At 66.8% G+C, this 22104-nt stretch carries 22 protein-coding genes; 8 read left to right on the forward strand and 14 right to left on the reverse strand.

The window, feature by feature from the left end; translation table 11 throughout:
• The 5 genes from glpD to B2X67_RS05750 all read right to left on the reverse strand — a co-directional run.
• A partial coding sequence (gene glpD / locus B2X67_RS05730) for a glycerol-3-phosphate dehydrogenase (protein WP_286784893.1) occupies window positions 1-1519 on the reverse strand: 1519 nt, incomplete at its 3' end.
• 385 nt (window positions 1520-1904) lie between these two features.
• Window positions 1905-2663 carry a DeoR/GlpR family DNA-binding transcription regulator gene (locus B2X67_RS05735; RefSeq protein ID WP_286784894.1) on the reverse strand — a complete coding sequence of 253 codons (759 nt, stop codon included), beginning with the start codon at window positions 2661-2663 and terminating at the stop codon, window positions 1905-1907.
• Window positions 2664-2855: 192 nt separating this feature from the next.
• Entirely contained in the window at window positions 2856-4364 is a 1509-nt protein-coding gene (gene glpK, locus B2X67_RS05740; RefSeq protein ID WP_090228405.1) for a glycerol kinase GlpK, read from the reverse strand.
• 12 nt (window positions 4365-4376) lie between these two features.
• Window positions 4377-5261, reverse strand: a complete 885-nt coding sequence (locus B2X67_RS05745) for an MIP/aquaporin family protein (RefSeq protein ID WP_286784895.1) — start codon at window positions 5259-5261, stop codon at window positions 4377-4379.
• Between the two features lie 394 nt (window positions 5262-5655).
• Window positions 5656-6285 carry a cysteine hydrolase family protein gene (locus B2X67_RS05750; protein WP_286784896.1) on the reverse strand — a complete coding sequence of 210 codons (630 nt, stop codon included), beginning with the start codon at window positions 6283-6285 and terminating at the stop codon, window positions 5656-5658.
• A gap of 119 nt (window positions 6286-6404) precedes the next feature.
• On the opposite strand from B2X67_RS05750, the gene B2X67_RS05755 reads away from it, so the two are divergent.
• On the forward strand, window positions 6405-7358 hold the full coding sequence (locus tag B2X67_RS05755; RefSeq protein WP_286784897.1) for a helix-turn-helix domain-containing protein: 954 nt from the start codon (window positions 6405-6407) through the stop codon (window positions 7356-7358).
• Between the two features lie 5 nt (window positions 7359-7363).
• Here the strand turns inward: B2X67_RS05755 and B2X67_RS05760 are convergent, their stop codons facing one another.
• The 4 genes from B2X67_RS05760 to B2X67_RS05775 form a co-directional block, all read right to left on the reverse strand.
• Window positions 7364-8905, reverse strand: coding sequence for a SulP family inorganic anion transporter (locus B2X67_RS05760; protein ID WP_286784898.1), 1542 nt, complete (start codon window positions 8903-8905; stop codon window positions 7364-7366).
• Window positions 8906-9212: 307 nt separating this feature from the next.
• The gene (locus tag B2X67_RS05765) at window positions 9213-9944 is read right to left on the reverse strand and encodes a carbonic anhydrase (RefSeq protein WP_090228392.1); all 732 of its coding nucleotides are present in this window, start codon (window positions 9942-9944) and stop codon (window positions 9213-9215) included.
• A 302-nt stretch (window positions 9945-10246) separates the two neighbouring features.
• Window positions 10247-10729, reverse strand: coding sequence for a GNAT family N-acetyltransferase (locus B2X67_RS05770; RefSeq protein WP_286784899.1), 483 nt, complete (start codon window positions 10727-10729; stop codon window positions 10247-10249).
• Between the two features lie 172 nt (window positions 10730-10901).
• Window positions 10902-11606: a glutathione S-transferase N-terminal domain-containing protein gene (locus tag B2X67_RS05775; RefSeq protein WP_286784900.1), complete on the reverse strand. Its 705-nt coding sequence runs from the start codon at window positions 11604-11606 to the stop codon at window positions 10902-10904.
• 130 nt (window positions 11607-11736) lie between these two features.
• Between B2X67_RS05775 and B2X67_RS05780 the strand changes: the two genes are divergently transcribed.
• Window positions 11737-12174, forward strand: a complete 438-nt coding sequence (locus B2X67_RS05780; RefSeq protein WP_286784901.1) for an HIT family protein — start codon at window positions 11737-11739, stop codon at window positions 12172-12174.
• Between the two features lie 10 nt (window positions 12175-12184).
• Here B2X67_RS05780 and B2X67_RS05785 read toward each other — a convergent pair whose 3' ends face one another.
• Window positions 12185-13057 (reverse strand): LysR family transcriptional regulator, encoded by an 873-nt coding sequence (locus tag B2X67_RS05785; RefSeq protein ID WP_090228383.1) that lies wholly within the window; start codon window positions 13055-13057, stop codon window positions 12185-12187.
• A gap of 110 nt (window positions 13058-13167) precedes the next feature.
• Between B2X67_RS05785 and B2X67_RS05790 the strand changes: the two genes are divergently transcribed.
• The 3 genes from B2X67_RS05790 to B2X67_RS05800 all read left to right on the forward strand — a co-directional run bounded on the left by B2X67_RS05790 (window position 13168) and on the right by B2X67_RS05800 (window position 14739).
• Window positions 13168-13896, forward strand: coding sequence for a CTP synthase C-terminal region-related (seleno)protein (locus B2X67_RS05790; RefSeq protein ID WP_286784902.1), 729 nt, complete (start codon window positions 13168-13170; stop codon window positions 13894-13896).
• On the forward strand, window positions 13893-14246 hold the full coding sequence (locus tag B2X67_RS05795) for an antibiotic biosynthesis monooxygenase family protein (RefSeq protein WP_286784903.1): 354 nt from the start codon (window positions 13893-13895) through the stop codon (window positions 14244-14246). The genes B2X67_RS05790 and B2X67_RS05795 overlap by 4 nt, the downstream gene beginning before the upstream one ends.
• A 70-nt stretch (window positions 14247-14316) precedes the next feature.
• Entirely contained in the window at window positions 14317-14739 is a 423-nt protein-coding gene (locus B2X67_RS05800) for a 3-isopropylmalate dehydratase (RefSeq protein WP_090228373.1), read from the forward strand.
• 65 nt (window positions 14740-14804) lie between these two features.
• Here the strand turns inward: B2X67_RS05800 and B2X67_RS05805 are convergent, their stop codons facing one another.
• Together B2X67_RS05805 and B2X67_RS05810 are read right to left on the reverse strand one after the other, a co-directional pair.
• Window positions 14805-15068, reverse strand: coding sequence for a DUF2790 domain-containing protein (locus tag B2X67_RS05805; protein ID WP_090228368.1), 264 nt, complete (start codon window positions 15066-15068; stop codon window positions 14805-14807).
• 280 nt (window positions 15069-15348) lie between these two features.
• Entirely contained in the window at window positions 15349-16068 is a 720-nt protein-coding gene (locus B2X67_RS05810) for an amino acid ABC transporter substrate-binding protein (protein WP_286784904.1), read from the reverse strand.
• 229 nt (window positions 16069-16297) lie between these two features.
• On the opposite strand from B2X67_RS05810, the gene B2X67_RS05815 reads away from it, so the two are divergent.
• On the forward strand, window positions 16298-17188 hold the full coding sequence (locus tag B2X67_RS05815; protein ID WP_273232778.1) for a formate/nitrite transporter family protein: 891 nt from the start codon (window positions 16298-16300) through the stop codon (window positions 17186-17188).
• An 18-nt stretch (window positions 17189-17206) separates the two neighbouring features.
• Here B2X67_RS05815 and B2X67_RS05820 read toward each other — a convergent pair whose 3' ends face one another.
• Window positions 17207-18814: an FMN-binding glutamate synthase family protein gene (locus B2X67_RS05820; RefSeq protein ID WP_286784905.1), complete on the reverse strand. Its 1608-nt coding sequence runs from the start codon at window positions 18812-18814 to the stop codon at window positions 17207-17209.
• Between the two features lie 197 nt (window positions 18815-19011).
• Between B2X67_RS05820 and B2X67_RS05825 the strand changes: the two genes are divergently transcribed.
• Window positions 19012-20061 (forward strand): diguanylate cyclase, encoded by a 1050-nt coding sequence (locus tag B2X67_RS05825; protein WP_286784906.1) that lies wholly within the window; start codon window positions 19012-19014, stop codon window positions 20059-20061.
• On the opposite strand, the gene B2X67_RS05830 is transcribed toward B2X67_RS05825, so the two are convergent.
• Window positions 20058-20612 (reverse strand): ankyrin repeat domain-containing protein, encoded by a 555-nt coding sequence (locus tag B2X67_RS05830; RefSeq protein ID WP_286784907.1) that lies wholly within the window; start codon window positions 20610-20612, stop codon window positions 20058-20060. The two genes, B2X67_RS05825 and B2X67_RS05830, sit on opposite strands and share 4 nt — an antisense overlap.
• 325 nt (window positions 20613-20937) lie before the next feature.
• On the opposite strand from B2X67_RS05830, the gene B2X67_RS05835 reads away from it, so the two are divergent.
• Window positions 20938-22062 carry a beta-ketoacyl-ACP synthase III gene (locus B2X67_RS05835; RefSeq protein WP_286784908.1) on the forward strand — a complete coding sequence of 375 codons (1125 nt, stop codon included), beginning with the start codon at window positions 20938-20940 and terminating at the stop codon, window positions 22060-22062.
• The last annotated feature ends 42 nt before the right edge of the window (window positions 22063-22104 follow it).

Below are 22104 nucleotides of genomic sequence, written 5' to 3' on the forward strand. Positions count from 1 at the left end.
CCGGCGCGGAGGCTTCGACCGAGGCAGTGGCGAGGTAACGCTCGAGGTTGGCTTTTTCTTCCGGGAAGAAGGCCAGGCCGAGCTTGGTGCGGCGCCACAGGATGTCGTCCACCTGGGTCGCCCACTCCTCGCGGCGCAGGTAATCCACCTCGCGGGTGAACAGCTCGCGGCCGAGGTCGGTGCCGAGGTCGGTCACGCTGCGTGCTTCGCCGAGCATCTTCCACACGCGCTCGCCGTAGGTCTGCGACCAGCGCTGCGCCAGCGCCGGAGAGAGGCCGCTGATCTTGGCCTGCAGCTGCTTGGCCAGCGCTTGCGGCGTGCTCATGTTCTCGCCGCCGGGCAGCGTGGCGATGGCGGTCCAGCTTGGGCCCATGTTCGGGAAATACGGCCTGAGCTGTGCCATCGCCGATTCGGCCAGCTTGCGGTAAGTGGTCAGCTTGCCGCCGAACACCGACAGCAGCGGCGCCTTGTGTGCCTCGGTGGCCAGCGACAGGGTGTAGTCGCGGGTCACGGCGGACGGGTTGTCCGACTCGTCGTCGCACAGCGGGCGCACGCCAGCGAAGGTGTGCAGCACGTCGGCCGGGGTCAGCTGCTTGCGGAAGTGCGCGTTGGCGACGCCGAGCACGTAGTCGATTTCCTCGTCGCTGATGCGCACCTTGGCCGGGTCGCCGGTGTATTCGCGGTCGGTGGTGCCGATCATCGTGTAGCGGCCCAGGTAGGGGATGGCGAAGACGATGCGGCGGTCCTCGTTCTGCATGATGAACGCCTGCTCGCCCTCGTAGAGCTTCGGCACGATCACGTGGCTGCCCTGGATCAAACGGATGCCGTAGGGCGAGCGCTGCTTGAGGTTCTCGCCGATGAACCTGGCGACCCACGGACCGGCGGCGTTGACCAGCGCGCGTGCGCGGATCGAGAAGCGGCTGCCGTCCTCGCGCTGCAGCTCGACGTCCCACAGGCCATTGCTGCGCTGGGCGCTCAGGCACTGCGTGCGGGTATGGATGTGCGCGCCGTTCTCGCGGGCGGCGATGGCGTTGAGCACCACCAGGCGCGCGTCGTCCACCCAGCAATCGGAATATTCGAAGCCGCGCTTGATCTCCGGCTTCAGCGCGCTGTCCGCATCGAAGCGCAGGCCGCGCGAGGCCGGCAGTTTTTCCCGCTTGCCAAGGTTGTCATAGAGGAACAGGCCGGCGCGGATCATCCAGGCCGGACGCAGGTGCGGGCGGTGCGGCAGGACGAAACGCATCGGCTTGACGATGTGCGGCGCCTTGGCCAGCAGCACTTCGCGCTCCGCCAGGGCTTCGCGCACCAGGCGGAATTCGTAATGTTCGAGGTAGCGCAGCCCGCCGTGGATCAGCTTGCTGCTGGCCGAGGAGGTGTGGCTGGCGAGGTCGTCGCGTTCGCACAGGAAGACCGAGAGCCCACGGCCGGAGGCGTCGGCGGCTATGCCGACCCCATTGATACCGCCGCCGATCACGGCAACGTCATAAACCTCGGCGAGTGGGCGGGTGGAGTCGGTCATGGTCATCTCCTCGAAAACGAACGCGTATATTCGAATACGAACATCGTAGCGAAAAATAATTCCATCTCATAGGGATGAAATGTTCATTTCGTCGATAAAAGAAAATAATCGAATCGATACGAACTTTTGAGTTGTGATGGGTTTTCGTTTCGAGCGGGCGTGGCGTGACCGTAGGGTGGGTAAGCGGCACACCGTTTTTGCGCCTGGCTCGAGGTTTATCCGCGCAACCCACCAGCGGTGTCAGGCGGCAGCACGTTCGGTGGGTTACGGCGCGTGGAGAACGGTGTCAGGCATCGGCAGCGGTGTGCGCCTGACCCACCCTACGACGAGGTGAGCAGGGCCGCCCGGTGCTCAGGACCGTAGGGTGGTTAGAGCGGCGCGGCGATTACTCGGCGATGACGACCTTGACCTTGCTCGCCGCCAGCAGTTGCGCGAACGGCTCTTCGGGGCGGGTTTCGGTGAACAGGCTGTCGATCTGTTCCAGCGAGCCGAGGCGGGTCATGGCGCTGCGGCCGAACTTGCTGGAGTCGGCGGCGAGGTAGACCTTGCGCGCGTTGTCGATGATCGCCTGGGACACGCGCACTTCCTGGAAGTCGAAGTCCAGCAGGGTGCCGTCCTCGTCGATGCCGCTGATGCCGATCAGCGCGTAGTCGACCTTGAACTGTTTCATGAAGTCGGCGGTGGCCTGGCCGACCACGCCACCGTCGCTGCGCACGGTGCCGCCGGCGATGAGCACGTCGAAGTCGTCCTTGGCGCTGAGGATGTTCGCCACGTGCAGGTTGTTGGTGATGATCTTCAGCCCGTGGTGATTGAGCAGGGCATGGGCGATGGCTTCGGTGGTGGTGCCGATGTTGATGAACAGCGACGCCTGGTCCGGCACGTGCGTGGCCATGGCTTCGGCGATGCGGCGTTTTTCGTCGCGCATCTGGCTGGCACGCATGCTGTAGGCGGTGTTCTCGACGCTGGAATCGTGCGCCGCGCCGCCGTGGTAGCGGCGCAGCAGGCCGACCTCGGCGAGCTGGTTGATGTCCCGGCGGATGGTCTGGGGGGTGACGGCGAAGTGTTGAGCCAGCTCCTCGATGCTGACGTAACCGCGCTCTCGTACCAATTCGAGGATGTTCTGCTGGCGGGGGGCCAAGCTCATTGCGACTTCCTTATTCTGGTGTGGCCCGAAGCATGCCGCAGTCCGCCGCGCGATTAAAGATTGTTCGAGGAAAACCGCCCTGGCGCCGATGGGAAGGCGCGCGCCACCGGTACGGACAGCAAATTCTCGATACCCATGAAAAAGCCCGGCGGGAAGGACTTCCGCGCCGGGCTTCTTCGTTGCGTTAGCCGATCATTCTTCGGCCCAGCCGCGGGTGCGATCCACGGCGCGCTTCCAGCCCTTGTAGAGGGCTTCGCGCTTGGCTTCGTCACAGGCCGGCTCGAACACGCGCTCGATGGTCGCCTTGCGCTTGAGCTCGTCCAGGCCGCTCCAGAAACCGGTCGCCAGGCCGGCCAGGTAGGCGGCGCCAAGGGCGGTGGTTTCCTTCATTTCCGGGCGTTCCACCGGCGTGCCGAGCAGGTCGGCCTGGAACTGCATGAGGAAGTTGTTGGCCACCGCGCCGCCGTCCACGCGCAGCGAGCGCAGGCGTTCGCCGGCGTCCTGCTGCATCGCGTCGAGCACGTCGCGGGTCTGGTAGGCGATGGATTCCAGGGCCGCGCGGATCAGGTGGTCGACCTTCACGCCGCGCGTCAGGCCGAACAGCGCGCCACGTGCATACGGGTCCCAGTACGGCGCGCCGAGACCGGTGAACGCCGGCACCAGGTAGACGCCGTTGCTGTCCTGCACCTTGGTGGCGAAGTACTCGGAGTCCAGCGAATCGTTGATCACCTTCAGCTCGTCGCGCAGCCACTGCACGGTGGAGCCGCCGTTGAAGATCGCCCCTTCCAGCGCGTAGTTCACTTCGCCGCGCGGGCCGCAGGCGATGGTGGTGAGCAGGCCGTGCTGCGACTGCACGGCTTTCTCGCCGGTGTTCATCAGCAGGAAACAGCCGGTGCCGTAGGTGTTCTTCGCCTGGCCCGGCTCGACGCACATCTGGCCGAACAGTGCCGCCTGCTGGTCGCCGGCGATCCCGGCGATGGGAATTCCGGTGCTCTGGCCGGAGCCCAGGTAGGCGTGGCCGTAGACCTCGGAAGACGAGCGCACCTCGGGGAGCATCTCGCGCGGGATGTCGAGGGCTTCGAGCATCACCGGGTCCCAGTCGCGCTTGTGGATGTCGAACAGCAGGGTGCGCGAGGCGTTGGTGTAGTCGGTGACGTGGGCCTTGCCCTGGGTCATCTTCCAGATCAGCCAGGAATCCACGGTGCCGAACAGCAGTTCACCACGCCGTGCGCGCTCGCGGCTGCCTTCGACGTGGTCGAGGATCCACTTGATCTTGGTGCCGGAGAAATAGGGGTCGATCACCAGGCCGGTGGTCTTGCGAATGTGATCGAGCATGCCGTCGCGCTTGAGCTGGTCGCAGATCGAGGTGCTCTGGCGGCTCTGCCAGACGATGGCGTTGTAGATCGGCCGGCCGGTGAGCTTGTCCCAGACGATGGTGGTTTCGCGCTGGTTGGTGATGCCGATCGCGGCGACCTGTTCGTTGCTGATGCCGGCCTGGGCCAGGGCTTCGACGAACACGCCACTCTGCGTGGCCCAGATTTCCATCGGGTCATGCTCGACCCAGCTCGGCTGCGGATAGATCTGCGCGAACTCGCGCTGGGCAACGGTGATCACGTTGGCATTGCGGTCCAGCACGATGGCACGCGAGCTGGTGGTGCCCTGGTCGAGGGCAACGATGTACTGCTTGTTCTGATCGCTCATGGCAAGTCTTCCTTAGCGGGCTTCGGATGCCCGGGCATCTTTCTGGTTGTTTTCGCCGGTTTCCCAGGTGGCCTCTTCGGCGGTGCTGCAGGCACCCGTACCTACGGGCAGGTGCTTGCAGATCAGCGCCTTGTAGGCGGCGGCGCCCAGGCAGGCGCCGAGTATCGGGGCGAAGATCGGGACCAGGAAGTAGGGAATGTCGCGGTTGCCGGTGAAGGCCACGGAGCCCCAGCCGGCGAAGTAGGTCATCAGCTTGGGTCCGAAATCGCGCGCGGGGTTCATCGCGAAGCCGGTCAGCGGGCCCATCGAGGCACCGATCACGGCGATCAGCAGGCCGATTAGCAGCGGCGCCAGCGGGCCACGGGGCAGGCCGTTACCGTCATCGGTGAGCGCCATGATCATCGCCAGGAGGATCGCAGTGATCACCATCTCGACGAGAAATGCCTGGCCGACCGATAGCGACGGGTGCGGGTAGGTGGAGAACACCGAGGCCAGCTGCAGGCTGTCGACGCTGCCGCGCACCATGTTGTGGGCTTGTTCGAAATCGAAAAACAGGCTGCTGTACAGGCCGTAGACCAGCGCCGCGCCGCAGAACGCGCCGGCGACCTGGGCGACGATGTAGGCCGGCACCTTGTGCCGCTCGAAACCGCCGAACAGCCAGAGCGCGATGGACACCGCCGGGCTCAGGTGCGCGCCGGAGACGCCCGCGGTGAGGTACACCGCCATGCTCACGCCGACGCCCCAGATGATGCTGATTTCCCACAGGCCAAGGCTCGCGCCGCCCAGTTTGAGCGCGGCTACGCAGCCGGTGCCGAAGAAGATGAAGAGGGCGGTGCCGAGGAATTCGGCGATGCATTGACCCTTGAGGGTCGGAAGCGGAACGGTTGGAGTACTCATGCGAGGGAGCCTCTGACGATTGTTGTAGTTGTTTTCCGACCGCAAACAGGGTTCGGAGTTTTTCGTAAATGAAACTTAATTTTAAACCTTTGGCCTGTCAAAGCGAAGAAATCGAACACTCCATAATTGAATACGAACATTGACGCCGCAGGGTTGAACAAGTTTCAACCGGGGTTCCGGAGGCGGGCTCCAGGTCAGGAGTGAGGTGTTCGGGTGCGGTTCGCGGGCATCGCGAAGCGCAGGTGCGCCGGTGACCGGGTCACCGGCCGCCGGAGTGCCGGCCACCGTCTCGCCGGTCGCCGGATCGATCCGACCACCGGTAGGGCAGGGATTCAATCGTGAGGCGCGTCGGCCTCGGGCAGGCGCGAGGTCGGCGCCTCGGTTTCTCGCGGAGTCACTGGCGCTCGGCGATGGCCCGCTGGTTCGAGCTGGGGATGTCGCCGGGCTCCAGGGCCGTGCCGTTTTCCAGCGCTTCCAGCCATTGCGCGGTGCTCGCCACGGCGGCGAAGCTGCTGTGCATCACCACCGTCATCACCCGGTGAATCTCCTCGGCGCTGACGCTGCCGCAGGCGTTGCTGTAGGGCAGCGAGCCGCTGGCGTCATGCAGCAGCTCGACGTTCCAGCCCAGGTGGTGGGCTTCCAGCGTGGTCGCCAGGTCGCAGTTGTGGGTCATGTAGCCGACCACCGTCAGCGTGTCGATCTGCCGGTCGCGCAGCCAGGCGGCGAGGTCGGTGCCGGTCAGGGCGCTGGCCTGGTTCTTTTCCACGTGATGGTCGCAGGGGCGGCGGGCGATGTCCGGATGCAGCTCGGCCATCTCGCCGCCGCGGGCGAACAGCGGCGAGTCCGGCGCTTCGAGATGCTGGATCACCACCACGGGGATGCCGGCGGCCCGGGCGGCGTCCATGGCGCGGGCGATGTTCGGCAGCGACAGCCCGACATCGGGGTATTCGATGCGCAGGTTGCCGGTGATGTATTCGTTCTGCACGTCGATGACGATCAGTGCGCGATTCGGTGATGCGCTCATGCGGGGCACTCCTCTGTGTGTGAGGGCGCCAGTGTCGTCGGCGCGGAAGGCGTGTCGTGAGTGGCCCGGATGACGACTTTCGATAGAATCGGGCCAAATTCCCCGCCCAGGGTTCCTGCATGCAGCCGCACCGCATCGTGGTCGTCGCGTTCGACCAGATCAGCCCGTTTCACCTGTCCGTTCCCTGCCTGGTGTTCGGTGAAACGCCTCCGGCGGAGGGCGCCTACGAGCTGCTCGTCTGCGCCGCGGAAGGCGGGCGGCTGAGCACCACCGCCGGCTTCGACATCGCTGTCGCCCATGGCCTGGAAGCACTCGCCGAGGCGCGGACGATCATCGTGCCGAGCTGGCGCGACCCGGACGAGCGGCCGCCGCAGGCGCTGCTGGACGCGCTGATCACCGCCCACCGGCGCGGCGCGCTGATCGTCGGTCTGTGCCTGGGCGCTTACGTGCTCGCCGCCGCTGGCCTGCTCGACGGGCGTCGCGCTACGACGCATTGGGGATGGGTCGAGGATTTCGCCGCGCGTTTCCCGGCGGTGAAGGTGGATGCCGAGAAGCTCTACCTGGAGGACGGCGATCTGCTGACCTCGGCCGGCACCGCCGCAGGCCTCGATTGCTGCCTGCACCTGCTGCGCAAGGACTGGGGCGCGGAGGTGGCCAACCGGGTGGCGCGGCGTCTGGTGGTGGCGCCGCATCGCCAGGGCGGCCAGGCGCAGTTCGTCGAACAGCCGTTGCCGGCGACCTCGCGGGACAACCGCCTGGGCGGCCTGCTCGACGACGTGCGCACCTGCCTGCATCGGCCGCACACGCTGGACAGCCTCGCCGAGCAGGCCGCGATGAGCCGGCGCAGCTTCAGCCGGCATTTCCGCCAGCTCACCGGCAGCACCCTGGGCGACTGGCTGCTGGCCGAACGCCTGGCGCTCAGCCAGCGCCTGCTCGAAGGCACCGAGCACTCCGTGGAGGCGATCGCCGGGCTGGCCGGCTTCGGCTCCGCGGTATCCCTGCGCCAGCAGTTCGGCCGCGCGTTCGGCGTATCGCCCAGCGCCTACCGGCAGACCTTCCAGGGCCGCGGCTAGACGACTCAGCCGGCCGCGTGCGCGGCGCCGACTCCGCTGGTGGTCTGCCGGCGGCCTTCTAGACGGCGTTTCACCGCGTGGCGATTCATCCGCAGCTCGCCGCCGTTCTTGGCCGCGGCGCGCCCCCAGTCTTCCAGCAGCTCCATGCAGGCGTGGTCGATGTACGGCAGGTGGCTCAGCGGCACGTGGAGGCGGGTGTCTGGCGCAATGCCTTCGAGAACCTTGGCCAGCTTCGGCACCTTGAGGAAGGTGGCGCTGCCGACCAGGCGCAGCTCGGCGTCGCGTTCGCCGTGGCGGATCAGGCTGATCTTCAGCCGCGAGCTGCGCCAGGCCTGCTTGGCCAGCGTCAGGCCGAAGCCGACCAGCACCCCGGTGAGCAGGTCGGTGAAGACGATGGTCAGCGCCGTGGCGAGGTAGATCAGCACCGGCATGCGGCCGTAGCGGCCGAGGCTGCGCACCGCCTTGAGGTCGACCAGCTTGAACCCGGTGTAGACCAGCACGCCGGCCAGGCTGGCGATCGGGATGCTCTGCAACACGCCCGGCAGCAGCAGGACGAACGCCAGCAGCCAGGCGCCATGCAGGATCGCCGAGCGGCGGCTGACGGCGCCGGCCTGCACATTGGCCGAGCTGCGCACGATCACGCCGGTCATCGGCAGCGCGCCGACGATGCCGCAGAGCAGGTTGCCGACGCCCTGCGCCGACAGCTCGCGGTCGAAGTCCGAGCGCGCGCCGTTGTGCATGCGGTCCACCGCGGCGGCCGAGAGCAGCGTCTCGGCGCTGGCGATGAAGGCCAGGGCGAGCGCGGCGACCAGCAGGGTCGGATCGGCCAGCTGCATCAGGCTCGCGGGGGTGATCCAGTCGATCGCGTCGCCGAGGTTGGCCGGCACGTCGACGCGTTTCACGTCGAGCGCGAACCACAGGCTCACCGCCGTCATCAGCGTCACGCCGATCAGCGCGCCCGGCAAAAAGCGCAGCGCCTGCGGGCGCAGTTTCTCCCAGCCGAACATCGCCGCCATGGTGCCGAGGCCGAGCAGCGCGGCGTCCAGGCCGAAGCCGCCGCCGAGCACCGGCAGGGCTTCGCCCAGCGCGCCGGGGAAGGCCGTGAGATTGTCCAGGCCGGAGGCCTTGGGCGTCGCGTCGAGCATCACATGGACCTGCGACAGGACGATGAGGATGCCGATGCCGGCGAGCATCCCGTAGACCACCGCCGGCGCCGTTACGCGGAACCAGCAGCCCAGGCGCAGGCGCCCGGCGAGCAGCTGGATCGCCCCGGCGAGCACCAGCACCGGGCCGAGCGCGGCCAGGCCGTGGGTGCGGATCAGTTCGAAGACCAGCACGGCGAGACCGGCCGCGGGGCCGCTGACCTGCAACGGCGAACCAGCGAGGAAACCGACCACCAGGCCACCGATGATCCCGGTGATCAGGCCCTTGGCCGGCTCCATGCCGGAGGCGATGGCGATGCCCATGCACAGCGGCAGGGCGACGAGGAACACCACCACCGACGCCAGGGCGTCGCGGGGCAGGGAGGACTTGATTGAGTCGAGCATGCACTTTCTCCACATTCTTCGGAGTTCGCCCGCGATCCGTTGTGCGTATGCCTTGCGCAGAGGGAAGTCGCCCAGGCAGGCATGTACGACGGGTACATGCGCTTGTCGGGCGGCTTCCGCCTTGCCTGACGTCGGCTCGCGAGAGCGTGGACGGATTCCTTGGCGCGAACGGATTCGGATACCGGTTTCCACGGGCATCGGCGGCAATCAGGGGGTGTGGGGACGTGTTGTCCGGCCAGTCGTTACGGCTGCTGGCGTTGGGGTTTCGGCGCCCCGCCAAGGCAGGGCGCCGAAAGGGGAGTGCCCGTCAGGACGGGCGATATCGCGGTTTGGGCGTGGCCATCGGCAGCGGATGGTCGGCATCGATCGGCAGGTAGGCGCCCTGTTCGGCATCGTACGCGCGGATCGCGCTGGTCTCGATGTCGTAGACCCAGCCATGGATGAACAACTGGCCGCTGGCCAGGCGCGAGGCGACGGAAGGGTGGGTGCCCAGGTGCTGCAACTGGGCGACCACGTTTTCCTCGGTGAGCACGCCGAGGGAATCCTGGCCGGCGCAATGCGGGCAGTTGTCCTCGACCACCGTCTTCGCCACTTCGGCGTGGCGCAGCCAGGCCTTTACGGTGGGCATCTTTTCCAGCGATTGCGGGTTGAGCACCGCCTTCATCGCGCCGCAGTCCGAATGCCCGCAAATGATGATGTGCTTCACCCCCAGCGCCAGCACCGCGTACTCGATGGCGGTGGAGACGCCGCCGTTCATCTGCCCGTATGGCGGCACCACGTTGCCGACGTTGCGGGTGACGAAGAGGTCGCCGGGCGAGCTCTGGGTGATCAGCTCGGGAACGATGCGCGAGTCGGCGCAGGTGATGAACATGGCGCGCGGCTGCTGGGCGCCGGCGAGTTTCTTGAACAGCGCTTCCTGTTCGGGGAACACCTCGTTTCGGAAACGCAGGAAGCCATCGACGATGTGCTTGAGCGATTCATCCGCGGTTTCCTGCGGCATCGCAGCCAGGGCTTCTGGGGTGGGGCGGTTACCGGGCATAGGGACCTCGTTAACGATCTATCGGCCGGGCGGCTGGCACATCTGCAGACGCTCGGCGGTGGTTGGGGTTCCGTAGCAGTCGGACTGCGCGAAAGACGAAAGCGACTCTAAGCGACCAAACTTAAATGAACCTTAAAAGCCGCCTGGCGAAGCGCCAGCACGTCTGCGCGCAGCCCTGACCCGAAGCGTAGACGTCGGCAGGCCGCCGGCGAATCACGTGTCATTTCCAGATCGCGCCGTGCGGCGCTTCTGTAGGGTGCGGCGCGCGCACCGAACCATGGTCCGCCAGGGCGCATGACGGCTCACTCACCCTCGGCGAAGGTGCGCAGGGTGTCGCCTTCCATGCGGTAGCGAATCCACTCGCTCTGCGCGCTGGCGCCGATGGATTCGTAGAAGCGGATGGCCGGTTCGTTCCAGTCCAGCACGCTCCACTCCAGGCGCCCGCAGTCGTGGGCACAGGCCTCGCGGGCCAGGTGACGCAGCAACTGCTTGCCGGCGCCGCTGCCGCGTTGCTGCGGGGTGACGTAGAGGTCTTCGAGGTAGATGCCGTTGCGCCCGAGCCAGGTCGAATAGCTGAAGAAGTACACCGCGTAACCGATCGGCTCGCCGTCGCGCAGGCAGACCAGCGCACGCGCCGGCGCGCCCTCGGCGAACAGGCTGCGCTGGATATCTTCCAGGCTCGCCACCACTTCGTGACGGGCGCGCTCGTACTCGGCCAGTTCGACGATGAAGGCAAGGATCTGCGCGGCATCGGCGGGCTGCGCGGGGCGGATTTCCAAGGGCATGTCGGTCTCTCTCGATTGAGGGGCGCCCATGCTAGCGGCTGCTGCGCAGCGCCGAAAGCATCGCCTGAGGTAGGGGCCGTAGGGTGGGCTTCAGCCCACGCGATGCGCCGAGGCGTGGGTTGGCTGAGGTGGGCTGAAGCCCACCCTACGGAGCTGGTGCGCGGAGGGGCGTTCAGCCTCGGTGGGGGATGTCCAGGCCGCGGATCACCGCCGGGCGTTCGACGAAGGCTTGCAGCACGCGGGCGACGTTGGCGAAATGCTCGAACCCCACCAGCTCGCCGGCGCCGTAGAAGCCGATCAGGTTGCGTATCCAGGGGAACGTGGCGATGTCGGAGATGCCATAGGCGTCGCCCATGATCCACTGGCGACCTTCCAGGTGTTTGTCGAGAACGCCGAGCAGGCGCCGGGATTCGGCGACGTAGCGGTCGCGCGGGCGCTTGTCTTCGATGTCCTTGCCGGCGAACTTGGTGAAGAAACCGAGCTGGCCGAACATCGGGCCGATGCCGCCCATCTGGAACATCAGCCACTGGATCGCTTGGTAGCGTTCGGCCGGGTCGGTGGGCAGCAGTTGGCCGGTCTTCTCGGCGAGGTAGATGAGGATGGCGCCGGATTCGAACAGCGCCAGCGGCTTGCCGCCGGGACCGTCGGGATCGAGGATCGCCGGGATCTTGTTGTTCGGGCTGAGGGATAGGAACTCCGGCGTCATCTGGTCGTTCTTCTCGAAGTTGACCAGATGTACCTCGTAGGGCAGGCCGATCTCTTCGAGCATGATCGACACCTTGACCCCGTTGGGCGTGGGCAGCGAGTAGAGCTGCAGGCGGTCCGGCTGGGTCGCCGGCCATTTGCGGGTGATCGGGAAGGCGGAAAGATCGGGCATGGGAGCCTCCGTGGGCAGGGTGTGCGTTCTACCTTAGCAAGGCCCGGCCACCGCGCGCACCGCCCTGCGGTTTGCCGGCGGCCGAGGCGGGCGGTAGCCTCTGCGGATTCCATACTGCCAGGAGCACCCCATGAGCCTGTACGGCGACTACGATCCGCAGAACATCTTCGCCAGGATCATTCGGGGCGAGGCGCCCTGCCACAAGGTCTACGAGGACGACGACGTGCTGGCCTTCCTCGACGCCTTCCCGCAGTCGCGCGGGCATACGCTGGTGATTCCCAAACGGGCGACGGCGCGCAACCTGCTGGAAATCGACGCGGACACCTTGGGCAAGCTGATCCGGGTCGCCCAGCTCCTCACCGGCGTGCTGATCGAAGAATTACAGGCCGAGGGCGTGCAGGTCGCCCAGTTCAACGGCGCGCCCGCCGGGCAGACCGTCTACCACCTGCACTTCCACCTGATTCCGCGCTGGTCCGCCAGCAGCCTGGGCGCGCATGCCCAGAACAGGGCCGAGCCGGCGGAACTCGCCGCACTCGCCGCGAGGCTGGTCGAGCGCCTGCAGGGCTGAGCGCGCGCGGCTAGTCCGAGCCGATGCGCACCGTGCGGGTGAGCTCTTCGAACAGCGTCTGCACCGAGCGCAAGGCGCGGCAATCCGGGCGGGTGAGCAGCCAGAGTTCGCAGTCGCATCCGCCCAGCGGCTCGCTCAGGCGCACCAGGCCGTCGAAATCCCCGGCGAGAAAATCCGACAGCGCCGCCACGCCCAGTCCTGCCTGGGTGAGTTGCGCCACCGAGAGCATGCTGCTGCAACGGTAGGCCGGTACCACGCCGGGATAGCGCTGGCGACGCCAGACCACGGTGGCGTGGTCCGGCATCGAATCGTCCGGGGCGATCCAGGGCAGCCGCGCCGGATCGCGCGAGGCCGGCTGGCGATACTCCTCGCGGCCGTAGACGGCATAGGACACGGTGCCCAGGCAGCGCCCGACCAGGTGCTCCGGCGGCGAATTGGTCAGGCGCAGGGCGATGTCGGCGTCGCGCCGGCTGAGGTTGGCGAATTCGTTGGAGGTCGCCAGTTCCAGCGTCAGCGCCGGATAGTTCGGCATGAAGCGCGCCAGCGCCGGCAGCAGCAGGCTGTGCAGCACGGCGTCGGTGCAGGTCAGGCGCACCGTCCCGCTGACCACCTGTTCACCCTGTTCCAGCGCCACCCGCGCGGCGTCCAGCGCCTGCTCGGCACGCTCGGCCTGTTCCGCCAGCGCCTGCGCGGCGCCGGTCGGCAGGTAGCCGCGGCGGCTCTTCTCGAACAGCGCGATGCCCAGGGCCGCCTCCAGACGCCGCACCGAGCGGAACACCGTGGAGACGTCGACCTGGAGCATCTCCGAGGCCCGCGCCAGGGAGCGTCCACGGACCAGCGCGAGGACCAGGGAGAGGTCGGAATGATCGAGTCGATATTGCATCGGTGCACACTTCGATTGTCTGGATGCCAATACTTGTTGCGTCAGTGCCATCTTATAGTGGCCCTCGGACGGCACGCCAGAGGACCTGGCCCAGACGAGGAGGCATGCGCATGTACAGCACCAACCACGTGAAGATCGCCCTGATCGGCGAGCGTAGCGACACCATCACCGCGCATCGTGCGATCCCGCTGGCGCTGCAACTGGCCGCCGACGCGCTGCGCATCCGCGTCGATCACGAGTGGCTGTCCACCGACGGCATCGGCGACGGTCAGCGCCTCGGCGATTACGACGGCATCTGGTGCGTGCCCGGCAGCCCCTACGCGGATACCGAAGGCGTGCTGCGCGCGATCCGCTTCGCCCGCGAGAACAACGTGCCCTTCCTCGGAACCTGCGGCGGCTTCCAGCATGCGCTGCTCGAATATGCGCGCCATTCGCTGGGCTGGAACGCCGAGCACGCCGAGCTTTCGCCGCAGGCCGAGCAGCCGCTGATCGCGCCGCTCAGCTGCGCGCTGCAGGACGCCTCGCGCCGGGTGCGGCTGGTGTCCGGCACGCAGATCGCCGAGCTTTACGGCGTGCTGGAAATCACCGAGGAATACCTCTGCCGCTACGGCCTCGACGCCGCCTTCCGCGAGCCGCTGCTGGCGCACAGCCTGCGTGCGTCCGGGCATGACGAAGGCGGCGAAGTGCGCGCCATCGAGCTGCAGGATCATCCGTTCTTCCTCGCCACCCTGTTCCAGCCCGAACGCGCCGCGCTGGCCGGGCGCCTGCCGCCGGTGGTCGCCGGCCTGGTCGGCGCCTGCGCGGTGCAGGCCGCCCACGAGGCGAAGCTGGCCTCGTGATCGCCGCGACGCCCACGCCGCCGTACTACGCGGTGATCTTCACCTCGCAACGCCGCGACGGCGACCAGGGTTACGCCGAAACGGCCGCGCGGATGCTCGAACGGGCGCAACGCCAGCCGGGTTTTCTCGGCGTCGAGTCGGCCCGCGAGGATGGCCTGGGGATCACCGTTTCGTATTGGGAAAGCGAGGCGGCGATTCGCGCCTGGCGCGAGGACCTGCAGCACAGCGCCGCCCGCGAGCGGGGCCGGGCCGACTGGTACAGCGCCTTCACCGCGCGCATCGCCAGGGTCGAGCGCGACTACGGTTTCACGCAGGCGGAAACATCCGGATCGGCAAATCCGCTGCGCTGATGGCACCGTCGATCGCAAAATGCTGTCATAACGTCCGTCAGCACTTCGCCCATGCCCGTGGAGGGAACCCATGCGATTGATCTACGCAGCACTGCCCCTGTTGTTTCTCGCCGGTTGTTCGTCCGTTCCCGCTGAAAACCCAACCGAAATCCCCAGCGACCGCGTGATGGCATTCCAGGAGCCGGTGCAGGGCGGCGGCACGCTCTACGTGCACCGCGACTTCGGCAAGATCGGTGGCGGCTGCCACGTCGCGCTGTCGGTGGACCGCAAGCCCGCCGCGCGCATCCGCGTCGGCGAAATGGTCAGCTTCCAGCTGCGCCCGGGCCAGCACGTGGTCGGCATCGGCATCGACGAGCAGGACGGCGGCCTGTGCAGCATGGGTCGCCTGCTGCGCGAGGAGCTGGCCACCGTGAAGGCCGGCGAAACCGTCCGCTACCGCATCGTCAGCGAAGCCTCCAGCGGCTTCGATATCAAGCCCGACGACGACCGCTGAACCTTTTCGCCGGACAAGAAAAAGGCCGCTCGTGAGCGGCCTTTTTCGTCATTCGGGTTTCGCGCTCAGCTCTGTTCGCTGGTTTTGCCACCCCATTCGAGGAAGCGGATCTTGTGCACTTCGCCCTTGCTGTCCTGGTAGACCATGATCGTCGGGACCACGCCGGTCTTGCCGGTGTTGTCGGTGCGATGCAGGACCTGTTTGACGTCCAGTTGCATGCCGTACTGGTAGTCCACCGGCGGAATATCGGAACCGGGCTGCGCGTCGGTGGCGAAGGCGAAGGGGGCGAAGCTGGAGATTACGGTGGAGATGACGCTGGCGATTTTCATGGTTCGATCCTCGAATTAGCTCGACAGTAGTGGGCGGGAGCACTGGCAGCGTATGGGTCGTCAGGTTTCACGACGGGTCGCTGCGGCAGGCGTCCTGTACTGCTCACGGTTGAATAAAAACATTCGGCCCGGAGATTGAGAAATCGATGGTCCTGCTATTGGTCATCAGCGCGATCGATGGATGCGTACTGACCTGCATCAAGGGTTCGGCAATCAGCGACCGGCTGATGGAGGAGTGGGTTCAGGCCTGCCTGGATCGCCCGGCCTGTAAGGCGCGGCGTCAGCGATAGCGCGCGAGGATGGCCTCGAACTCGCCGTCCACGCTCATCCGCACCAGTGCCCGCAGCAGCGTGTGGGCCGGCACGTCCGGCTCGTCGCGGACGATGCAGGCGACGATGTCCGAGGCGACCACGCCGAGCTTGTGCAGCGGCTGGCCATTGGCGTGCGTGCGGTCGTACCAGTCGAGGGTCAGCTCGTTGCTGACGGCGTAGCGGTCGCGCGCGGCGGTGAGTTTCGCCAGCACCAGCTCCTGGGTACGCGCGTCGTCGCGGCGCAGCGCACCGCTGGCGAAGGCCGGTTCCAGCGTGGGATAGACGAAACCGAGCACGGTGCCGATGGCTTCGCCCGGTGGCGGCTGGCGAGGCAGGTTCGCCCCGGTGCCCACCAGCACGTCGCGGTGGACCATGAAGGGCACGCTCCAGATGTACTGGTGCGTGGATTCCTTCAACCACGCCGGATTGACGTCGCAGCGCACGTCGATTTCGCCGCGCACCAGCATCTGCTGCACGCGCAGCCGGGGCAGCACCATGAGTTGCGCGCGGCGCCCGACCTTCTCGGCGAGGCGCGTCTGCAGGTCGTAGAGAATGCCTCCGGTGGCCTGTCCGTCCTCGATGCGAACCATGGGCATCGTCGAGCTTTCGCTAATCGAGAAACGCAGCGGGCGCTCCGCGGCGTTGAGCGGGTTGCAGATGACCAGCAGGGCGAGAGCGATTCGGCGCATGGTTCCGTCTGGGCCTGGCATCGGAGGGCGCCCAGCTTAGCGAGAAAACGCGTTCGCAGTCTTGGTCGTCCGTGCAGCGGGCGCCGTCGTGGTGGCGCGCGGGAATGCCGCCTTCGTCGGCGTCAGGGCGTGCGGGCAGGCCGGTTTTTCTGTACGGCGAGCGGCTCGGCGAGGAACCGCGCGAATGCGGCGGTTGCCTATAGCTCGACTCCAGCCCCAGGAAGAGACCATGAAGGACGATGACGATACCCCGCCGCGCGACGGGACCAGGACGCGCCGTGACAAATCCGGCGATGTCGTCGAGGAACGGGGGGAGACGGGCAACGACCTTTCCGCCGAGGAGGAGCGCGAGGTCGAGAAGAACCAGTTGCCGCGCGCGCAGGTGCTGCACGAGGTGATTCGCACGCAGGGCGATCACGAACTTGGCCGCAGCCTGGCGGCGCTCTGGTGGTCGGCGCTGGCGGCGGGCCTGACCATAGGCCTTTCGCTGATGGTGATGGGCCTGCTGCGGGCCAATGTCGGCGAGCATCCGCTGGCGACGCTCATCACCAGCCTCGGCTACCCGGTGGGCTTTCTCGCGGTGATCTTAGCGCGCCAGCAGCTGTTCACCGAGAACACCCTGACCGCCGTGCTGCCGGTGATGAGCGACCCGACCCGCACGCATTTCATGCAGTTGCTGCGGCTGTGGTCGGTGGTGCTCTTCGGCAACCTCTGCGGCACTCTGCTGTTCGCCTTCTCGATCCTCCACCTGCCGATCTTCAACGAGGCGGCGGACAAGGCGTTTCTCGAAATCGGCAGGGAGGTGATGGAAAACGACACCTACCCGATGTTCGCCAAGGCCATCGTTTCCGGCTGGATGATCGCCACCATGGTCTGGCTGATTCCGGCGGCGGAGGGGGCGAAGATCTGGGTCATCGGCATCGTCACCTATGCCATGGCGCTGGGCAGTTTCAGCCACATCGTGGTCGGCTCGGCGGAGGTCGGCTACCTGATGTTCAACGGCGAGATCGGTGGCTCCGAGTTCATCTTCCACTTCGCCCTGCCGACCCTGGCCGGCAACATCGTCGGCGGCAGCTTTATCTTCGCCCTGATCGCCCACGCGCAGATTCGCAGCGAGTGACGGCGCTGCGCCAACGCCTCAGGCGCGCGCGTCGAAGCTGTCGCTGCGCGCCATCGCCCACATGCGCTGATAGAACTCGCTCTCGATCGGCCCGTCGAGCAACTCGCCGGGCTTGAGGAACACGTGCTGCTGCGAGAACAGCTTGATCTCGGTGGCGGACACACGCCGCACCAGATGCCGGGCGTCCAGTTGCGCGGGGTGCTCAAGGCCGGCGGCGGCGAGCATTTCGGCCAGCGCGCGCAGCGTGTTGCGGTGGAAGTTGTAGACCCGCGTGGCCTTGTCCTCGACCACCAGCGCGCGCTGGCGCAGCGGGTCCTGGGTGGCGACGCCGGTGGGGCATTTGTTGGTGTGGCAGCTCTGCGACTGGATGCAGCCGATGGCGAACATGAAGCCACGCGCCGAGTTGGCCCAGTCCGCGCCGATGGCCAGCACGCTGGCGATGTCGAACGCGCTGACGATCTTGCCGCTGGCGCCGAGCCTGATCTTGTCGCGCAGGTTGATTCCGACCAGCGTGTTATGCACGAACAGCAAACCCTCGCGCATCGGCACGCCGATATGGTCGGTGAACTCCAGCGGCGCGGCGCCAGTGCCGCCTTCCTTGCCGTCGACGACGATGAAGTCGGGCAGGATGCCGGTCTCCAGCATGGCCTTGGCGATGCCCATGAATTCCCACGGGTGGCCAAGGCAGAGCTTGAAGCCGACCGGTTTGCCGCCGGACAGCTCGCGCAGCCGGGCGACGAAGTGCAACAGGCCGGTCGGAGTGTCGAAGGCGCTGTGGCGCGACGGCGACACGCAGTCCTCGCCCATCGGTACGCCGCGGGTCTCGGAGATTTCAGGGGTCACCTTGTGCTTGGGCAGGATGCCGCCGTGCCCGGGCTTGGCGCCCTGCGACAGCTTGATTTCGATCATCCGCACCTGCGGACTGGCGGCCTGTTCGGCGAAGCGTTGTGGGTCGAAATGGCCGTCGCTGGTGCGGCAGCCGAAGTAGCCGCTGCCCAGCTCCCAGGTCAGGTCGCCGCCGTGTTCGCGGTGGTACGGGCTGATGCTGCCCTCGCCGGTGTCATGCGCGAAGTTGCCCAGCTTGGCGCCCTTGTTCAGCGCGCGGATGGCGTTGGCGCTGAGCGAGCCGAAGCTCATCGCGGAGATGTTGAACAGCGAGGCGGAGTAGGGCTGGCGGCACTGCGGGCCACCGATCAGCACGCGGAAATCGTCCGGGTTGCCCAGCGGCGCCGGGCGCATCGAGTGGCCGATGAATTCGAAGCCGTCCTGGTAGACGTCGAGCAGCGTACCGAACGGCTTGTCGCCGGCCTCATTCTTCGCCCGCGCATAGACCAGCGAACGCTGGGCCCGGGAGAACGGCAACTGTTCGCCGTCGCCTTCGAGCAGGTACTGGCGGATTTCCGGCCGAATCGCCTCGAACAGGTAGCGGATGTTGCCGATAACCGGATAGTTGCGGCGCACCGCGCGGTGCGGCTGTGCCAGGTCGAGGAGGCCGACCAGGGCGAGCGCGGCGCTGACCAGGGTGAATGGCCAGAGCCACTCGTGGCCCAGGAAGAAGGCGCTGATGACGGTGAACAGCACACAGAAGGCGAACACGGCGTAACGGCTGAGCAGCGACAGGGTCATGCGGGCTCCGGAAATCACGGGGGCCGGGCGGCGAGCGGCCGGCACGTTTCGTTGGGAAGCGCAACGCGCAGGGTCGGGTGGTCCCGATTCTGCAGATGCAGACTACGTGGCTGGCGCCGGGATGGCACCCCGGCCTTTCACACAAGGGCCTGGCCCTATCGGATATAGTGGCGGCAGTCCTTTCGCAAGACCTCGACGTGCACGATCCCATCACCTCCGATAAAGCCGGCCTTTCCTTCGTCCGTCGCGCGTTTCTGCCGCGCGCCATCGGGCTGGGCACGGGTTTCCTGTGCGTGGCGGTGGTGCTTTGGGAACGCCAGTCGCCGATCTGGCTGTGGGCGCTGCTGGTGGCGTTTTCCTACGGCTGGCCGCTGCTGGCCTACCGGATGGCGTTGCGCTCGCGCTCGCCCTACGTGATCGAGCGGCGCCAGGTGCTGTTCGACTCGCTGATGGGCGGCTTCTGGATCGCCAGCATCGGCTTCAACGTGCTGCCGACGGTGATGATGCTGTCGATGCTGGCGATGAACAACACCGCCGCAGGCGGCGTGCGCTTCGTGCTGCGGGGCATGGCGATGCAGGCGCTGGGGATGGTCGTCTCGGTGCTGCTGCTGGGTTTCAGCTTCACCCCGCAGATCAGCCAGCAGATTCTCTACGCCTGCCTGCCGATGCTGGTCATTCATCCGCTGACCATCGGCCTGGTGCTCTATCGGCTGGCGATCCAGCTCGGCCAGCACAAGCGCACGCTGCGCGAGCTGAGCCGCACCGACAGTCTTACCGGGCTGTTCAATCGACGTTACTGGAGCGAGCAGGCGAGCCTGGTGTTCGACGACTGCCGCGCGCGCGGTCAGGCCGCCAGCCTGGCGCTGATCGATGTCGATCACTTCAAGTCGAGCAACGACCGCTACGGCCATATCGCTGGCGACGAGGTGCTGCGCGAGGTCGGCCGCTGCATCCAGCGCAACCTCAGGCTGACGGATATCGCCGGGCGCTACGGCGGCGACGAATTCTGCGTGCTGCTGCCGGATACCGAATCGGGCGAGGCCCTCGTGGTGCTCGAACGCCTGCGCGAAGAAATCACCAGCCTGGCGTTCAGCCAGGCGGACGGGCTGAGCGTCAGCCTGAGCATCGGCATCGCCGGTTTCCATACCGGGCTGGAGGATGCCCAGGCCTGGCTGAAGAGGGCGGACGAGGCGCTCTACCGCGCCAAGGAGCTTGGGCGCAATCGCGTGGTGGCCGCGGCGGGCTAGTCGGCCGAACGGTCTCGCCCGAGCAGGGCGCGCTCGAGCAGCGCGGGCGTATCCTGCGCGCCCATCGCCTGCGCCGCGGCCATCGCGGTGACGCCGTTGGCGTCGCGCGCCGCCGGGTCGGCTCCCTTGCTCAGCAGCAACTCGACGATATCGGTGCGGTTGAACATCGCCGCCATCATCAGCGCGGTCTTGCCGTCCGGCGAGGCACCTTCCACATCGGCGCCGTGCTCCAGCAGCAGCGTCGCCATCGCCAGGTCGCCCTTGAAACCGGTGCCGGCCAGCGGCGTCTGCCCACGGTCGTTGGCGAGATTGGCGTCGGCGCCGTGTTGCAGCAGCACGCGCGCGGCGTCCTGGTGGCCGTGGTAGCTGGCGAGCATCAGCAAGCTATCGCCCTTGTGATTGCGCAGGTTGGCCGGCAGTCCGCTGTCCAGCAGCCGGGCGAGCATCGCGGCATCGCCGTTGCGGGCGACATCGAAGACCTGGTTGGCGAATTCCTGTTCTTCCTCGGGTGTCATCGGTGCGGCGGCAGGGCGCGCGTTCGGGTTCGACATGCGGGTCTCCGTTGTTGGTATCGGTGGGGCGGCGTGATCGGCGCCCACTGTTATCGACAGCGCGCGCGTGCGCTGGTGCTGTGTCGCACAGCCTGACATCGGCGCCGCCAGGGCGCTCATTGCAAAAGGCTATGGTTCCGGTAGAGGCGTCGGGTCATCGTCAAAACCGCGCCTGCCGCGCCCGAGAGGGAATTTTCGCGGTTTTCGGGCACAATGGCGGCTAGTCTAAAGCCAGGGGTCCGTTGCCGTTTCATGCCGAACCGCGTGGCTGCGATGAAACGGCAACAGCCCTTTGGAACACCCCAGAATTAAAAGAGGAACGACCGTGCATAACGTCGTGATCAGCGGTACCGGCCTGTATACCCCTGCCCAGAGCATTTCCAACGAAGAGCTGGTGGCGTCCTTCAATGCCTACGTGGCGCAGTTCAACGCCGACAACGCCGACGCCATCGCGCGTGGCGAGGTCGAGGCGCTCGGCGAATCCAGCGTCGCCTTCATCGAGAAAGCCTCGGGGATCAAGAGCCGCTTCGTCATCGACAAGGCCGGCATCCTCGACCCGCAGCGCATGGTGCCGAGCATTCCCGAGCGCTCCAACGAAGAGTGGGGCATCCTCTGCGAGATGTCCGTGGCCGCCGCGAAGGAAGCCCTGCAGCGCGCCGGCAAGACCGCCGCCGACATCGACGGGGTGATCGTCGCCTGTTCCAACCTGCAACGTGCCTACCCGGCGGTGGCCATCGAGGTGCAGGCCGCGCTGGGCATCCAGGGTTGGGGCTACGACATGAACGTCGCCTGTTCCTCGGCGACCTTCGGCATCCAGGCCGCGTGCAACGCCATCCAGGTCGGCCAGGCCAAGGCGATCCTGCTGGTCGATCCGGAAATCTGCACCGGCCACCTCAACTTCCGCGACCGCGACAGCCACTTCATCTTCGGCGATGCCGCCACCGCGGTGATTCTCGAGCGCGCCGACCTGGCGACCTCGGAGCACCAGTGGGACGTGATCAGCAGCAAGCTGCTGACCCAGTTCTCCAACAACATCCGCAACAACTTCGGCTTCCTCAACCGCGCGGCAGGGGAAGAGTCGGCGAGCAACCCGGACAAGCTGTTCGTCCAGGAGGGCCGCAAGGTGTTCAAGGAAGTCTGCCCGATGGTGGCCGAGCTGATCGGCGCGCACCTGGCCGAGAACGATCTGCCGGTCGGCGCCGTGCAGCGCTACTGGCTGCACCAGGCGAACCTGAACATGAATCTGCTGATCATCCGCCGCCTGCTTGGCCGCGATGCGGAGCCGCACGAGGCGCCGGTGATCCTCGACACCTACGCCAATACCAGCTCGGCCGGTTCGGTAATCGCTTTCCACAAGTACCAGGACGACATGCCCAAGGGCAGCCTCGGCGTGCTCAGCTCGTTCGGCGCCGGCTACTCGATCGGCAGCGTGATCCTGCGCCGTCGCTAAGCGTTTCACAGGCACAAAAAAGCGGGGAATGCCGGTGTTCGG

Source organism: Pseudomonas sp. UBA3153 (assembly GCF_002364635.1).
In the GTDB taxonomy this organism is placed as follows: domain Bacteria; phylum Pseudomonadota; class Gammaproteobacteria; order Pseudomonadales; family Pseudomonadaceae; genus Pseudomonas_O; species Pseudomonas_O kuykendallii.

Excerpts from the sequence above, each read along its gene's own strand:
- B2X67_RS05735 (WP_286784894.1), bottom strand. The coding sequence starts at position 2,663 with ATGAGCTTGGCCCCCCGCCAGCAGAACATCCTCGAATTGGTACGAGAG.
- glpK (WP_090228405.1), bottom strand. The coding sequence starts at position 4,364 with ATGAGCGATCAGAACAAGCAGTACATCGTTGCCCTCGACCAGGGCACC.
- B2X67_RS05745 (WP_286784895.1), bottom strand. The coding sequence starts at position 5,261 with ATGAGTACTCCAACCGTTCCGCTTCCGACCCTCAAGGGTCAATGCATC.
- B2X67_RS05750 (WP_286784896.1), bottom strand. The coding sequence starts at position 6,285 with ATGAGCGCATCACCGAATCGCGCACTGATCGTCATCGACGTGCAGAAC.
- B2X67_RS05755 (WP_286784897.1), top strand. The coding sequence starts at position 6,405 with ATGCAGCCGCACCGCATCGTGGTCGTCGCGTTCGACCAGATCAGCCCG.
- B2X67_RS05760 (WP_286784898.1), bottom strand. The coding sequence starts at position 8,905 with ATGCTCGACTCAATCAAGTCCTCCCTGCCCCGCGACGCCCTGGCGTCG.
- B2X67_RS05765 (WP_090228392.1), bottom strand. The coding sequence starts at position 9,944 with ATGCCCGGTAACCGCCCCACCCCAGAAGCCCTGGCTGCGATGCCGCAG.
- B2X67_RS05770 (WP_286784899.1), bottom strand. The coding sequence starts at position 10,729 with ATGCCCTTGGAAATCCGCCCCGCGCAGCCCGCCGATGCCGCGCAGATC.
- B2X67_RS05775 (WP_286784900.1), bottom strand. The coding sequence starts at position 11,606 with ATGCCCGATCTTTCCGCCTTCCCGATCACCCGCAAATGGCCGGCGACC.
- B2X67_RS05780 (WP_286784901.1), top strand. The coding sequence starts at position 11,737 with ATGAGCCTGTACGGCGACTACGATCCGCAGAACATCTTCGCCAGGATC.
- B2X67_RS05785 (WP_090228383.1), bottom strand. The coding sequence starts at position 13,057 with ATGCAATATCGACTCGATCATTCCGACCTCTCCCTGGTCCTCGCGCTG.
- B2X67_RS05790 (WP_286784902.1), top strand. The coding sequence starts at position 13,168 with ATGTACAGCACCAACCACGTGAAGATCGCCCTGATCGGCGAGCGTAGC.
- B2X67_RS05800 (WP_090228373.1), top strand. The coding sequence starts at position 14,317 with ATGCGATTGATCTACGCAGCACTGCCCCTGTTGTTTCTCGCCGGTTGT.
- B2X67_RS05805 (WP_090228368.1), bottom strand. The coding sequence starts at position 15,068 with ATGAAAATCGCCAGCGTCATCTCCACCGTAATCTCCAGCTTCGCCCCC.
- B2X67_RS05810 (WP_286784904.1), bottom strand. The coding sequence starts at position 16,068 with ATGCGCCGAATCGCTCTCGCCCTGCTGGTCATCTGCAACCCGCTCAAC.
- B2X67_RS05815 (WP_273232778.1), top strand. The coding sequence starts at position 16,298 with ATGAAGGACGATGACGATACCCCGCCGCGCGACGGGACCAGGACGCGC.
- B2X67_RS05820 (WP_286784905.1), bottom strand. The coding sequence starts at position 18,814 with ATGACCCTGTCGCTGCTCAGCCGTTACGCCGTGTTCGCCTTCTGTGTG.
- B2X67_RS05830 (WP_286784907.1), bottom strand. The coding sequence starts at position 20,612 with ATGTCGAACCCGAACGCGCGCCCTGCCGCCGCACCGATGACACCCGAG.